Source organism: Corynebacterium sp. HMSC076G08, from assembly GCF_001811515.1.
Lineage (GTDB): Bacteria > Actinomycetota > Actinomycetes > Mycobacteriales > Mycobacteriaceae > Corynebacterium > Corynebacterium hiratae.
Genome location: NZ_KV805034.1, coordinates 45,380 through 58,417 on the forward strand (window position 1 = coordinate 45,380; position 13,038 = coordinate 58,417).

The following is a 13,038-nucleotide window of genomic DNA, read 5'->3' on the forward strand; positions in this document are numbered from 1 at the left end:
CAATGTTCGAACTAATGAAATCGGAGGAAACCCGTGGCCCTTCCCAAGTTGACAGATGAGCAGCGCAAAGAAGCTCTCGCAAAGGCCGCTGAGGCCCGCAAGGCTCGCGCTGAGCTCAAGGCTGCGCTGAAGCGCGGCGAGACCAACCTGCAGGAAGTTCTAGAGAAGGCCGAGACCGATGAGATCATCGGCAAGACCAAGGTCTCCGCTCTCCTCGAGGCCCTGCCGAAGGTTGGCAAGGTCAAGGCTAAGGAAATCATGGAGGACCTGGAGATTGCTCAGACCCGCCGTCTGCGTGGCCTGGGTGACCGTCAGCGTCGCGCCCTTCTCGAGCGTTTCGGCTACGGCGAGTAATTAGCGCAATGGCTGACGAAACTGCACGCGGGCGCCTGGTCGTTCTGGCCGGGCCGTCTGCTGTGGGTAAGTCCACTGTGGTTTCGCGCCTGCGCGACGATGTCGACAACCTCTACTTCAGCGTCTCCATGACGACGCGCCAACCCCGTCCCGGAGAGACTGATGGGGTGGACTACTTCTTCGTCTCCCCAGAGACCTTCCAACAGCATATCGACGCCGGTGACATGCTCGAATGGGCAGAGATCCACGGCGGTTTGCAGCGTTCCGGGACGCCCGCTCAGCCGGTCCAAGAAGCGATGACGGCTGGACGCCCGGTGTTGGTAGAGGTTGATCTTGCAGGCGCCCGCAACGTGAAGGCGGCGATGCCGGAGGCGGAAACCGTGTTTCTCGCCCCACCATCTTGGGAAGTTTTGGTCGAGCGCCTGACAGGGCGTGGGACCGAACCGCAGGATGTCATCGATCGCAGGTTGCAGACCGCTGAGTCGGAGCTTGCCGCGCAAAAGGAGTTCGACCACATCGTTGTCAATGAAGATCTCGATGAGGCCGTTGCTGCTATTAGTGCTATCCTGCGTGGATAGACCACGATTTTGACCATCTACCAACAGTAAAGGTGCATGTGACCAACGTGACCACACCTGCTAATTCTGAGGCCGTTAAGCCGGAACCAGTATTCGATCCGCCGACGGGCATTACCGATCCGCCGATCGATGAGCTGCTGGGCAAGGTCTCGTCCAAGTACGCTCTGGTGATCTTTGCCGCTAAGCGCGCACGCCAGATCAACAGCTACTACCAAGAACAGGATGAAGGCGTCTTCGAGTTTGTCGGACCGCTGGTGACCCCGGAACCGGGGGAGAAGCCGCTGTCCATCGCTTTGCGCGAAATCGAAGCCGGCCTGCTGGACCACGAGGAAGGCAACTAAGCTTTTCCGTGCCGGTAGCTGCCTACAGCACATTCTGAACTGAACCCACCCACGTGTCTGCCAAGATACTGGGTGGGTTCAGTGCGTCTTGGGTAACATCGTCCGAGTGAAGGACGTACAGCATTTCCAAGAAGCTCAAGAAAGTAGCGCCGTGAATCATCCAGAGTCCGCAGGGGCGGGGTCGGCTCAACGGCGGCGCATCCTCATCGGAGTGGCGGGAGGAATTGCCGCCTACAAGGCGTGCCATCTTATCCGCGATTTCACTGAGCATGGCGATGATGTTCGCGTGATTCCTACCGAGGCTGCGCTGAACTTCGTTGGGGCAGCGACCTTTGAGGCCTTGTCGGGGCATCCGGTGTCGACCACGGTCTTTGATGCGGTGGATGAAGTCCAGCACGTCTCCCTAGGCCAGCAAGCGGATGCCATCGTTATTGCCCCGGCAACCGCGGACCTGATCGCGCGTTTGGCTGGTGGTCGCGCCGACGATCTTCTCAGCGCATCCGTCCTTGTTGCGACGTGTCCGGTGATTATCGCCCCAGCGATGCACACGGAGATGTGGCTTAACCCGGCAACCCAAGACAACGTGGCTACGCTGCGCCGTCGCGGAGTTACTGTCATGGAGCCCGCCCACGGCCGCTTGACCGGTACCGATACGGGCGCAGGCCGGTTGCCGGATCCGGAGCAGATTGCGGAATTTGCTCGCACCATCATTGCCGGCCACCGCGTGGACCATGATTGGCAGGGCCGGAAGGTCGTGATCTCCGCTGGCGGCACGCAAGAGAACCTTGACCCAGTGCGCTACCTTGGCAACCGCTCGTCCGGACGACAAGGCTTTGCGTTGGCTGAGATTGCCGCACAGCGGGGTGCCGATGTCACCATCGTTGCCGGTAATACGGAGGCGCTTCCGGTTCCCTCCGGTGCCACGGTCGTGCGGGTGACCTCAACCCGCGATATGCAGGAGGCAATGAATACAGAGTCCGCCGACGCGGACATCGTCATCATGGCCGCGGCCGTTGCGGACTATCGCCCAGCCTCCGTGGCTGATTCAAAGATGAAGAAGGGTACCGCGGACGCTGATTTGGCGCATCTGGAACTGGTGGAAAATCCGGATATCCTCAAGGGCCTCGTCGAGCGTCGCGACAGTGGCTCCCTCAACCCCGATGCCATCATCGTCGGCTTCGCCGCAGAAACCGGTGATGAGACGACGACTGTCCTGGAGTACGCCCAGCGGAAGTTCGCAAAGAAGGGCTGCGATGTACTCATGGCCAATGAGGTCGGGGAGGGAAAGGTCTTTGGCCAGCCCACGAGCGCTGGGTGGATCCTGCGGCGTGATGCCGAGCCAGTGGTGGTTGAGCCTGGCTCGAAACAGGTCGTGGCCGCGCAGATACTTGAAGCTGTGAATGAAATCCTGAAAAAGTAGTGGTCGTTCTTGCAGCTGTAGACCGCTTGGTCTACGATGGGGCGGTGTTATCAGCCGAGGCGTGGGCAAGGCGCTGTCCCACCCACGACGCGCAGAACTAGCTTAAGGAAAACTTGTGACTGACAAAGCTGCACAGGCGGTACGCCTCTTTACCAGCGAATCCGTAACTGAAGGCCACCCGGATAAAATTTGTGACGCGATCTCGGACGCCATTCTTGACGCCCTCCTCGAAGAAGACCCCAACGCCCACGTCGCCGTAGAAACCCTCGTGACTACGGGGCAGGTGCACGTCGTCGGCGAGGTGCGCACCACTGGTTATGTAGAGATCCCCCAGATCGTTCGCAAGACCCTCGTGGAGATTGGCTTTACCTCCTCCGATGTTGGTTTCGACGGCCATACCTGTGGCGTCAACGTCGCCATCGGTGAGCAGTCCCAGGAGATCGGGGCTGGCGTGGATGCCTCCACCGAGGTTCGTTCCGGCACCTTCGAAGACGATGACCAGTACGGTGCGGGTGACCAGGGCCTCATGTTTGGCTATGCCACCAATGAGACCCCGGAGTTTATGCCTTTGCCGATTTCCACGGCGCACCATCTATCGCGCCGTCTCACCCAGGTGCGCAAGGAGGGCATCGTGCCTTCCCTACGCCCCGATGGCAAGACCCAGGTCACCTACGCCTACGACGAGAATGATGTACCCACGCGGCTGGAGACGATCGTCATCTCTACCCAGCACGATCCGGACGTCACCCAGGAGTGGTTGGCCGAGCAGCTGCGCACGCACGTCGTCGAATGGGTCGTCAACGACGCCGACTTGGGCAAGTACTACACCGAGGACACCGAGCTGCTCATCAATCCTTCTGGCTCCTTCATCCTCGGCGGACCCATGGGTGATGCCGGGTTGACCGGCCGCAAGATCATCGTGGATACCTATGGTGGCATGGCCCGCCACGGCGGCGGTGCCTTCTCCGGTAAGGATCCGAGCAAGGTGGACCGCTCCGCTGCCTACGCCATGCGCTGGGTGGCCAAGAACATTGTGGCCGCCGAGCTTGCCGACCGCGCCGAGGTACAGGTGGCGTATGCCATCGGCCGCGCCAAGCCAGTTGGCCTCTACGTCGAGACCTTCGGTACTGCGCACGGCGGGCTGAGCGACGCCGACATCCAGGCCGCAGTGGACAAGGTCTTCGATCTGCGCCCGGCCGCCATCATTCGCGAGCTCGACCTCCAGCGCCCGATCTATCGCCAAACCGCGGCCTACGGTCACTTCGGTCGCACCGATGTTGACCTTCCGTGGGAGGACACCTCGCGGGCCGTCGACCTGCGCCGTGCCGCCGGCCTGTAGAATCGGGCGCTATGCCCAAGAAGACACCCGCCGCCCAGCAACCGGTCGCGCGGGTGTTGCCCTTGCTAGGGGTAGCGCACCTCGACCGCGGCTTCGATTACCTCATTGAGGAGGCGGATTCCGACGCCGCGCAACCGGGCGTCCGGGTGCGTATTCGCTTCAACGGCAGGTTGGTTGACGCCATCTTGCTCTCGCGCAGCAGCGACTCTGATTTTTCCGGTTCGCTCCGCTATATCGAACGCGTCATTTCCCCCTATGCGGTGTACACACCGACCATGGCGGCGCTCATCGAATCCCTTGCAGCCCGCTACGGCGGCGTGCGCTCCGATATCATCCGCACCGCCATCCCGGCGCGCCATGCCAAGGCCGAAGAAGCGGATATCACCACTCCCTGGGAAGAGCTCGGCACGGCAGAGCACCCGGATCTCTCTGCGTGGTCGAGCTACCAGCATGGCGAGTCTTTCGTGGATTCGGTGCTGACGGGGAACATTGCGCGGGCAGCGTGGCAGATCGCACCGGGGTCAGATTGGGCTGGCGCGCTTGCGGCCTTGGGCGCTAGCGTGGCGCTGCAAGGCGGCGGGGTGCTCATGGTTGTGCCGGATCAGCGTGACCTTGACCTGTTGGAAGCGGCGTTTCGTCGCCACCTCTCCGCCAAGCAGATCACGGTGCTCGCGCACAGTACTGGCCCGCAGGCTCGCTACCGCCGCTATCTGTCCGCACTGACGGGGCAGGCACGCATCGTTATCGGCACGCGCTCCGCGGCCTTCGCCCCAGTAAAGAACCTGAAGCTGGCCGTTGTCCTCAATGACGGTGACGATAGCCTGGTGGATAACCTCAAGCCCTACGTCCACACGCGAGAGGTATTGAGCACGCGCTCCGCGCAGGAAGAATGCAGCCTTATCCTTGCTGGCCACGCGCGCACGGCCGAAGCGCAGCTGCTCGTTGAGTCGGGATGGGCACACGATCTTCTCCCAACTCCGGAAGCCCTGGAAGCGGCGCGCCCCGATATTGTTGCGGTGGGTGCGTTCGGTATCAATCTGGCGCGGCACATGCAGGGCGGGACGACGTCGGTCAGCGGCCCAGCTTTTCAAGCCACTCGGGCGGCGCTCGACCGCGGTGAACCCGTCCTTGTCCAAGTCCCGCGCAAGGGCTACGCCCCAATTCTGGCTTGTGGGCAGTGTTCGTCCCCGGCACGGTGTCGACACTGCAACGGGCCACTAGGTTTGCCCTCTGTCCGTGGCGCGGCGGATGGGGCGCAGGATTCCGCCGCGCTTCCCACGTGTCGCTGGTGCGGGCGTGTCGACGCCCATTACCGCTGTTCCGAGTGTGGTTCCCCACGGCTGCGGGCCATTGTGCTGGGCTCCGAGCGCACCGCCGAGGAGATGGGGCGCGCCTTTCCCAACACGCGCGTTATCCAATCAGGTGGCTCCACAGTCGTCGACGAGGTCCCTGCCGGCCCCGCGCTGGTGATTGCCACGCCTGGCGCGGAGCCACGCGTTGCCGAGGGAGGGCACTATGGTGCTGCGCTCCTGGTGGAAACCGGGGCGTTGCTGGGCCGTCAGGATCTCCGAGCAACGGAGGATACCTTGACCACATGGGCCGCCGCAGCCACCCTCGTGGCCCCGGCTGCTCAGGGCGGAGCGGTGATCGTGGCAGCAGATGAGCAGCTCCCGCTCGTGGGCTTCTTTAGCCGGTGGGACATGGTGGGAGCTGCGGCGGCCGAGTTGCAGGCACGCCGCGAGGTACGCTTCCCGCCCGCGGTGCACATGGCGGCCGTCGACGGTGCCGATGCCTCGCTCGACGCTTTCCTGGAGCTGGCAGAACTACCGGAGCACGCGGAGCTTCTTGGCCCGGTCCCGCTACCGCCCGGGGTGAGCTTGCCGGGCGAATATGACCACGAACGTGGCGGCGAGCCCCAGCGCCTGCTGATCCGCACGCCATTGGGGCCGCGCTCGGAGCTTGGGCAGGCGCTGCGAACGGCCAATTCGCTGCGCAGCGCACGCAAGGACGTGTTGCCTCTGCGCATCGCCGTGGACCCGATCAACATCGGATAGACAGAGCAGCCGACCCCACCCCTGGAGGGCACGCACTGCTTACTGTGAACTATTCTCGGTGCAGGAGCACTACGGATGGCAATTCCTGCTTACCGTGAAAGACCGCAAACCACGAGGAGTTCATATTATGACCGTGCGCGAGGTTCGCCTCTATGGCGATCCCGTCCTGAGCACCCGGGCTGAGGAGGTCACCGAATTCGGGCCATCGCTCGAGCGTCTAGCTCAGGACATGCTGGAGACCATGGAAGACGCCGGGGGAGTGGGCCTAGCGGCTAACCAGATCGGCGTGACCAAGCGCATCTTCGTTTTTGACTGCTCTCACTATCAGCACGGCCTGCGCGGTGCCATCATCAACCCCGAGTGGGAAGCAGTGGGAGAAGACACTCAGCTGGGACCAGAGGGCTGCCTGTCCATCCCCGGTATTTCCCAGCCCACCGAAAGGTTCAATACCGTACGCCTTACAGGCTTCGATCCCCAAGGCCGCCCGGTGTCTATGCTCGCGTCCGGACTGATGGCACGCTGCATCCAACACGAAACGGATCACCTCGACGGTATCTTGTTCCTCAAGCGTCTGAGCGATGAGTTGCGAAAGGAATCCATGAAGATCATCCGCCAGTCGGAGTGGTTCAACGCATAGGCGTCAGACTTTAATAAACAATCAACCTCACGAGAGAAAGGCATGCACCCACTGTGCGCATCGTTTTCGCCGGAACCCCCGAGCCCGCCGTCGTGGCTTTGGAGAAGCTCATTGCCTCACACCACGAGATAGCCGCTGTCATCACCCGTCCTGATGCACGCCGCGGCCGCGGGCGCACCCTGCACCCCAGCCCGGTGAAGGCGCTGGCCCAGGAACATGGAATCGAGGTTCTCACGCCATCCACGCTCAAGCCAGGCACCGAGGACGGCGATGCTCTGCGCGCGCGGTTGGCGGAGATTGCTCCGGAGGTTATTCCGGTGGTGGCCTACGGAAACCTGATTACCGAGGATCTGCTGGGCCTCCCAACGCACGGCTGGGTCAACCTGCACTTCTCCCTGCTTCCAGCGTGGCGCGGCGCCGCACCGGTCCAGGCCGCCATTGCGGCCGGTGATGAGCGCACTGGCGCCACGACCTTCCGCATCGATCAGGGCCTGGATACCGGGGACATCCTGGCCACCATCGAGGAAACAATCCTGCCCACCGATACCGCTGATGACCTGCTCACGCGACTGGCGTATGCAGGTGGTGATCTCCTTGTTCAGACCATGAATGGCCTGGAGGATGGCAGCATTACGCCGCAGCCGCAGGAAGGAGAGGCCACCTATGCGCACAAGATCGCAACCGACGACGCCCGCATTGACTGGACCCTGGCTGCTGACGTCATCGATCGCCACATCCGCGCCCATACCCCGGGGCCGGGCGCCTGGACCTTAATGGGGGAATCCCGGCTGAAGGTAGGGCCTGTAAGCAGCGTGGCACCCGCCGAACTCGAGGCGCTGCCAGAGGCTGGCACAGTGCGCGCACTCCAGCCAGGAGAAGTGCACGTGGCCAAGAATTCGGTCATGGTCGGCACCGGTAGCTCCCCGGTACGTTTGGGCAAGATTCAACCGTCCGGTAAGAAGATGATGAACGCCGCTGATTGGGGCCGAGGTCTTGCTAGCCAAGGCTCTCGCGGCACGGATGGCACAGACGAGGTGAAGTTCTCATGACCGGAGGGTTTAGGTCCCGCAGCAAGTCTGGTGACCCGGCGCAGCGCGCAGGGAAGGGCACACAGAAGGGAAAGCAGCAAAGGGGCAGCCAACAACGTGGAAACTCGCGCAGTGGACGCGACCACAAGGGACGCCGAGGCGGACAGCGCCAGACTGCTCACCACGATCGCCAGAACCCGTCGCTGATTTCCGCGGCACGGCGCAGCGGGGTCGACGTGCCGCGCGCGGTCGCCTTCGAGGTACTGCAGCGGGTTGCGGCGGATGACGCTTTTGCCAACCTCACACTGCCGAAGGCCGTGAGCGCGAACAAGCTCAGCGGCCGCGACGCCGCCTTTGCCACGGAACTGACCTATGGCACGCTGCGCACCGAGGGCGTTCTCGATGCGGTCATCGCTGAATGCTCGTCGCGCGGGCTCGACGCCATTGCGCCCGAGGTGCTCACGGCCCTGCGACTGGGAACCTACCAGGTGCTCTACACCCGGGTGGAGGCGCACGCGGCGGTCGATACCACCGTTCGCCTCGTGGAGGCGGCCGGCCACGAGAAAGCCAAGGGCTTTGCCAACGGCATCATGCGGACTATCACCCGCACACCTGCGCAAGAGTGGCTGGACAAGCTAGCTCCGAGCGGAGAGGTCGCGGCTTTGGCCTTCCGCCACGCTCACCCCGAGTGGATCGCCCGCTCCTTCGGCCGCGGGTTGGGGCTCCTCGACACCGCTGACGATAACGCGCTCAGCGCCGAGCAAACAGCGGAGCTGGAGCGCGCACTCGAGGCGGACTCTGAGCGGCCCCTCGTGCACCTCGTAGCGCGACCGGGCGAGATATCCGCCGAAGAACTCGCGCTCATTACCGGCTGCGAAGAGGGACGCTATTCCCCCTATGCGGTCTACCTTGAGCAGGGTGACCCGGGCTCCCTCGAGCCTGTCCGCCAAAAATTGGCAGCGGTGCAAGACGAAGGCTCCCAGCTCATCGCACGCGCGGTGACGGAAGCTGAACTTATTGGCGAGGACAGCGGACGCTGGTTGGACCTGTGCGCCGGCCCCGGTGGCAAGGCCGCCCTGATGGGGGCTATCGCTCGCGTTGAGGGGGCGGAGGTCGATGCCGTAGAAGTCTCCCCGCACCGCGCTACCTTGGTGGAAAAAACAGTGGGTGACCTACCCGTGCGCGTGCACCGTGCGGACGGTCGTGCGCCGGGGCTCGACGCAGGCTTCGACCGGGTGCTTGTCGACGCCCCCTGTTCCGGCCTCGGTGCACTCCGTCGCCGCCCCGAAGCCCGCTGGCGCAAAGCCGAGTCCGATATCGCGGAGCTCAACACACTGCAGACCGAGCTCCTCGAGTCCGCGTTGGCCCTCGTACGCCCAGGTGGCGTCGTGGTGTACTCCACCTGTTCGCCCGACCTGCGCGAGACCCGGGGCATCGTGGACGCTGCCGTGGAGCGCCATGGCGCTGGGGCAGAGATCCGCGTCGAGGAGCTGGATACGCGCGACGTGCTTCCGGACATGGGGGATCTCGGCAGCGAGCTCTCTGCCCAGATGTGGCCGCACCGTCACGGCACCGACGCGATGTTTTTCGCCGTCCTCCGCCGAGTGGCGGACTAGCGGCGCGTAAAGGACTAGGCTGAGTGTCATGTCTGCACACTCGTCTGGTCCCATTATCTCCCCATCCATTCTGGCCGCCGACTTCACCCGCTTGGGCGAAGAGGTCAAAGCAGTGGCCAACGCGGATTGGATCCACGTTGACATCATGGATGGTCACTTCGTGCCGAACCTGTCCTTCGGCCCGGATATTACCGCGACGGTGGACGGGATTACCTCGCAGACCCTCGACGTTCACCTCATGATCGAGGAGCCGGAGAAATGGGTGGAAACCTACGCCAAGGCGGGCGCTGATTGCATCATCTTCCACGTCGAGGCCGTGGCCGACAAGGACGCGGCCATCGCCTTGGCCCGCAGGATTCGGGACCTAGGGCTGCGCGCGGGCTTCTCGATCAAGCCGGGCACCCCGATTGAGCCCTGGCTGGATGCCCTGGAGCACTTCGACGAAGTCCTCGTCATGTCTGTCGAACCCGGCTTTGGTGGTCAGAGCTTCATGCCGGATCAGCTGGATAAGGTGCGCACCTTGCGCGCAGCCATCGATGAGCGCGGCCTCGATGTGCTCATCGAAATCGATGGCGGTATCTCTGCCGAGACGATCCGCTCCGCCGCCGAGGCGGGCTGTGATGCCTTTGTCGCGGGTTCGGCCATTTACAAGCAAGCAGATAAGGCGGCCGCCGTCGAGGAGCTACGCCGACTGGCCACGCTGTGATCCCACGCCACGATTCTGCTGTCCTATCGCAAGCATTGCGCGTAGCCATGGAGGCCGGCGAGCGGGTTCGCGGTACGACGAGTCCGAACCCGCCGGTCGGCGCGGTGATTCTCGATGCTGCCGGCCAGGTCGCCGGCGTCGGCGCCACCCAGCCCCCGGGCGGGCCGCATGCTGAAGTCATGGCGCTGCGCGATGCAGGGGACAAGGCCCGCGGTGGAACCGCCGTGGTGACCTTGGAGCCCTGCAATCACACGGGTCGTACGGGCCCGTGCGCGCAGGCGCTTATCGATGCCTCCGTGGCCGCCGTGTACTACCTCCACCCGGACCCCACCCCACAAGCCGGGGGCGGATCAGCAACACTGCGCCGCGCCGGAGTCACGGTGGGACAGCTCGCGCCGGCGGAGGGCGTGGACGATGCGCTCGAACCGTGGTTGAGCGCGGTGAGTCTCGGCCGCCCGCACGTCACGCTCAAATTTGCACAGAGCCTGGATGGTTTCACCGCTGCCGCGGATGGCAGTAGCCAGTGGATTACCGGAGAGCGGGCCCGCGAGCACGTGCATCGTGATAGAGCTCAGCGCGATGCCATCCTTATCGGAACGGCCACGGCGTTAGCGGATAATCCATCGCTGACCGCGCGCTACCCCGATGGTTCATTGCGTGAGCGGCAACCGCGGCGCGTTGTCATCGGTTCCCGCGATGTTAGCCGGGGCGGGGCTAGTAACCTGGTCGAGCTAGGCTTCGAGCACTATTCCACGCCGCAGGAGGCACTAGATCAGCTGTACGCCAGCGGCGCGCGAGACATCCTTGTCGAAGGCGGCGCAGGGCTAGCCACCAGCTTCATGGAGTTGGGCTACATCGAGCGTATTCAGGCCTACCTGGGCAACGTCATTCTCGGCGAGGGCAGAGGAGTTCTCACCCGTGCACTGTCCCAGAATCTGGCCCAGGCTGAGAGGTGGCAGCGCGTGGCGGTTACCGAGCTAGGCGAGGACCTGCTCGTGGAATATAGAAAGCTCAAAGGTTAAAAGATAGGGAAGGGGAGTGCTGGCTATGTTTACTGGACTCGTTGAAGAAATTGGCCACGTCGATAGCGTGGAGCCGCAGGGTGATGCCGTGCGCCTCGGCATCGCCGCAACCATCGTGCTGGGGGACGCCCAACTGGGAGATTCCATCGCGGTCAACGGCGTGTGCCTGACCGTTGCTGAGTTGGGAGAAGGAACCTTCACCGCAGATGTCATGAAGGAGTCTTTGAACCGGAGTTCCCTCGGCGAACTCGAAGTGGGCGCGCCGGTCAACCTCGAGCGTGCGGTGCTCCCGACGACGCGCTTGGGTGGCCACATTGTGCAAGGGCACGTCGATGGCACCGGGACCTTGCTGAGCCGCACGCCGTCGGAGCACTGGGAGGTGCTGCGCTTTAGCCTGCCGGCCGAGCTGGAGCGCTACGTGGTGGAGAAGGGTTCCATCGCGGTGCAGGGAACCTCCCTGACGGTATCGGCCTTGTCAGACGGGCAGGGAGAGCCCGACGCGGAGAGCTATTTCGAAGTCTCTCTCATTCCCACCACGCTGCGCGATACCGTGTTTGGTTTGATGGCGCCAGGCGCTCGCGTCAACCTCGAGGTAGACGTGGTTGCAAAGTATGTGGAGAAAATGGTTCACCCCAACGCCTCCGCCAGTGGCACGGAGGGATAGAGTAAGTCCTTATGAGCGCTGCAGATTCAGCTTTTAGTTTAGATAGCGTCGACCAAGCCATCGCGGACATCGCGGCCGGCAAGGCGGTCGTCGTCGTGGACAATGAGGACCGCGAGAACGAAGGTGACCTCATTTTCGCCGCTGAGCTCGCTACCCCGGAGCTCGTGGCTTTTATGGTGCGCTACAGCTCCGGCTACATTTGCGCACCGCTGCTCCCAGAAGACTGCGAGCGTTTGAACTTACCCCCGATGTTCGCGGTGAACCAGGACGTACGGCAGACCGCCTACACCGTCACGGTGGACCTGGCTAATGGTTCCACTGGTATCTCTGCCACCTCACGTTGCGAAACTATCCGCAGGTTGGCCGATCCCTCCTCTAAGCCCTCGGAATTTACCCGCCCCGGACACGTGGTCCCGCTCGCCGCGCGCCCGAATGGCGTGCTCGAACGTGACGGGCACACGGAAGCCGCCATCGATCTGGCTCGCTTGGCAGGCCTTCGCCCAGCTGGCGTGCTCTGTGAGATCGTCTCTGAAGAGGATCCCACGGACATGGCGCGCTCCCCGGAGCTGCGCCGCTTTGCCGACGCCCACGGGCTGACGATGATCTCCATTGAGCAGCTCATCGAGTGGCGTCGCCACAACGAACAGCAGGTTCACCGCCAAGTCGAAACTCGCCTGCCCACCGAGTACGGCGAGTTTCGCGCGGTAGGTTATTCGAATGACGTCGACAAGCGCGAGCACATCGCCCTTTTCGTTGGTGACGTGGAAAGCTATTCCGGTGCCGAGGATGTACCCGTTCGCGTTCACTCTGAGTGCCTTACAGGTGACGTCTTTTCTTCTCAGCGCTGTGACTGCGGACCGCAGCTGCAGGAATCCCTCCGTGCGGTGCAAGAAGCGGGACGCGGCATCGTCATCTACCTGCGTGGACAGGAAGGGCGCGGAATTGGCCTGGTCAACAAGCTCAAGGCTTACCGTCTGCAGGACGAAGGCCTCGATACCGTTGATGCCAACGTGGAGCAGGGCCTGCCGGAGGATGCACGCGAATACTCCGTGGCCGGACAAATCCTGCGCGACGTCGGCGTGAAGTCCGTGAACCTCTTGACCAATAACCCGCACAAGGGCGAGGGGCTGCAAGGCTTCGGCATTGATGCCACCGCGCGCACAGCGCTGGCTACCCCCGCCACAGCGGAGAACATCAGCTATCTGCGCACCAAGCGTGACCGAATGGGGCATGATCTGCCCCAGGTAGCCGAATGGGATCAGAAACACTCCTAGAGTTG

General features: G+C 63.2%; 13 protein-coding genes. All 13 read left to right on the plus strand.

The features are described 5' to 3' along the window. Window positions 1-33 precede the first annotated feature (33 nt). The 13 genes from mihF to HMPREF2806_RS05155 all read left to right on the plus strand — a co-directional run bounded on the left by mihF (window position 34) and on the right by HMPREF2806_RS05155 (window position 13,033). Entirely contained in the window at window positions 34-354 is a 321-nt protein-coding gene (gene mihF / locus HMPREF2806_RS05095; RefSeq protein ID WP_010186801.1) for an integration host factor, actinobacterial type, read from the plus strand. A gap of 8 nt (window positions 355-362) precedes the next feature. Then, window positions 363-932 carry a guanylate kinase gene (gene gmk, locus HMPREF2806_RS05100; RefSeq protein WP_070516581.1) on the plus strand — a complete coding sequence of 190 codons (570 nt, stop codon included), beginning with the start codon at window positions 363-365 and terminating at the stop codon, window positions 930-932. A 38-nt stretch (window positions 933-970) separates the two neighbouring features. Continuing rightward, complete coding sequence (gene rpoZ, locus HMPREF2806_RS05105; RefSeq protein ID WP_046649090.1) at window positions 971-1,273, plus strand: DNA-directed RNA polymerase subunit omega; 303 nt, start codon at window positions 971-973, stop codon at window positions 1,271-1,273. 151 nt (window positions 1,274-1,424) lie between these two features. Next, on the plus strand, window positions 1,425-2,693 hold the full coding sequence (gene coaBC / locus HMPREF2806_RS05110) for a bifunctional phosphopantothenoylcysteine decarboxylase/phosphopantothenate--cysteine ligase CoaBC (RefSeq protein ID WP_070516583.1): 1,269 nt from the start codon (window positions 1,425-1,427) through the stop codon (window positions 2,691-2,693). 115 nt (window positions 2,694-2,808) lie between these two features. Then, entirely contained in the window at window positions 2,809-4,032 is a 1,224-nt protein-coding gene (metK, locus tag HMPREF2806_RS05115) for a methionine adenosyltransferase (protein ID WP_070516585.1), read from the plus strand. A gap of 11 nt (window positions 4,033-4,043) precedes the next feature. Continuing rightward, window positions 4,044-6,086 (plus strand): primosomal protein N', encoded by a 2,043-nt coding sequence (locus HMPREF2806_RS05120; RefSeq protein ID WP_049157475.1) that lies wholly within the window; start codon window positions 4,044-4,046, stop codon window positions 6,084-6,086. A 127-nt stretch (window positions 6,087-6,213) separates the two neighbouring features. Next, window positions 6,214-6,723 carry a peptide deformylase gene (gene def, locus HMPREF2806_RS05125; protein WP_070516586.1) on the plus strand — a complete coding sequence of 170 codons (510 nt, stop codon included), beginning with the start codon at window positions 6,214-6,216 and terminating at the stop codon, window positions 6,721-6,723. A 53-nt stretch (window positions 6,724-6,776) separates the two neighbouring features. After that, entirely contained in the window at window positions 6,777-7,772 is a 996-nt protein-coding gene (fmt, locus tag HMPREF2806_RS05130; protein ID WP_070516588.1) for a methionyl-tRNA formyltransferase, read from the plus strand. Next, window positions 7,769-9,367, plus strand: a complete 1,599-nt coding sequence (locus HMPREF2806_RS05135; RefSeq protein WP_070516590.1) for an RsmB/NOP family class I SAM-dependent RNA methyltransferase — start codon at window positions 7,769-7,771, stop codon at window positions 9,365-9,367. Before fmt ends, HMPREF2806_RS05135 begins: the two co-directional genes overlap by 4 nt. 28 nt (window positions 9,368-9,395) lie before the next feature. Further along, entirely contained in the window at window positions 9,396-10,073 is a 678-nt protein-coding gene (gene rpe / locus HMPREF2806_RS05140; RefSeq protein ID WP_070516592.1) for a ribulose-phosphate 3-epimerase, read from the plus strand. Beyond that, window positions 10,070-11,095 carry a bifunctional diaminohydroxyphosphoribosylaminopyrimidine deaminase/5-amino-6-(5-phosphoribosylamino)uracil reductase RibD gene (gene ribD / locus HMPREF2806_RS05145; RefSeq protein WP_083306514.1) on the plus strand — a complete coding sequence of 342 codons (1,026 nt, stop codon included), beginning with the start codon at window positions 10,070-10,072 and terminating at the stop codon, window positions 11,093-11,095. Before rpe ends, ribD begins: the two co-directional genes overlap by 4 nt. A gap of 25 nt (window positions 11,096-11,120) precedes the next feature. Next, window positions 11,121-11,759 (plus strand): riboflavin synthase, encoded by a 639-nt coding sequence (locus HMPREF2806_RS05150; protein ID WP_049157465.1) that lies wholly within the window; start codon window positions 11,121-11,123, stop codon window positions 11,757-11,759. Between the two features lie 11 nt (window positions 11,760-11,770). Beyond that, window positions 11,771-13,033 (plus strand): bifunctional 3,4-dihydroxy-2-butanone-4-phosphate synthase/GTP cyclohydrolase II, encoded by a 1,263-nt coding sequence (locus HMPREF2806_RS05155; RefSeq protein ID WP_046649096.1) that lies wholly within the window; start codon window positions 11,771-11,773, stop codon window positions 13,031-13,033. The last annotated feature ends 5 nt before the right edge of the window (window positions 13,034-13,038 follow it).

Bases quoted from the DNA above. Each gene is read 5' to 3' on its own strand.
- def (WP_070516586.1), top strand. From the start codon at position 6,214: ATGACCGTGCGCGAGGTTCGCCTCTATGGCGATCCCGTCCTGAGCACC.
- HMPREF2806_RS05120 (WP_049157475.1), top strand. From the start codon at position 4,044: ATGCCCAAGAAGACACCCGCCGCCCAGCAACCGGTCGCGCGGGTGTTG.
- HMPREF2806_RS05155 (WP_046649096.1), top strand. From the start codon at position 11,771: ATGAGCGCTGCAGATTCAGCTTTTAGTTTAGATAGCGTCGACCAAGCC.
- HMPREF2806_RS05150 (WP_049157465.1), top strand. From the start codon at position 11,121: ATGTTTACTGGACTCGTTGAAGAAATTGGCCACGTCGATAGCGTGGAG.
- HMPREF2806_RS05135 (WP_070516590.1), top strand. From the start codon at position 7,769: ATGACCGGAGGGTTTAGGTCCCGCAGCAAGTCTGGTGACCCGGCGCAG.
- rpe (WP_070516592.1), top strand. From the start codon at position 9,396: ATGTCTGCACACTCGTCTGGTCCCATTATCTCCCCATCCATTCTGGCC.
- gmk (WP_070516581.1), top strand. From the start codon at position 363: ATGGCTGACGAAACTGCACGCGGGCGCCTGGTCGTTCTGGCCGGGCCG.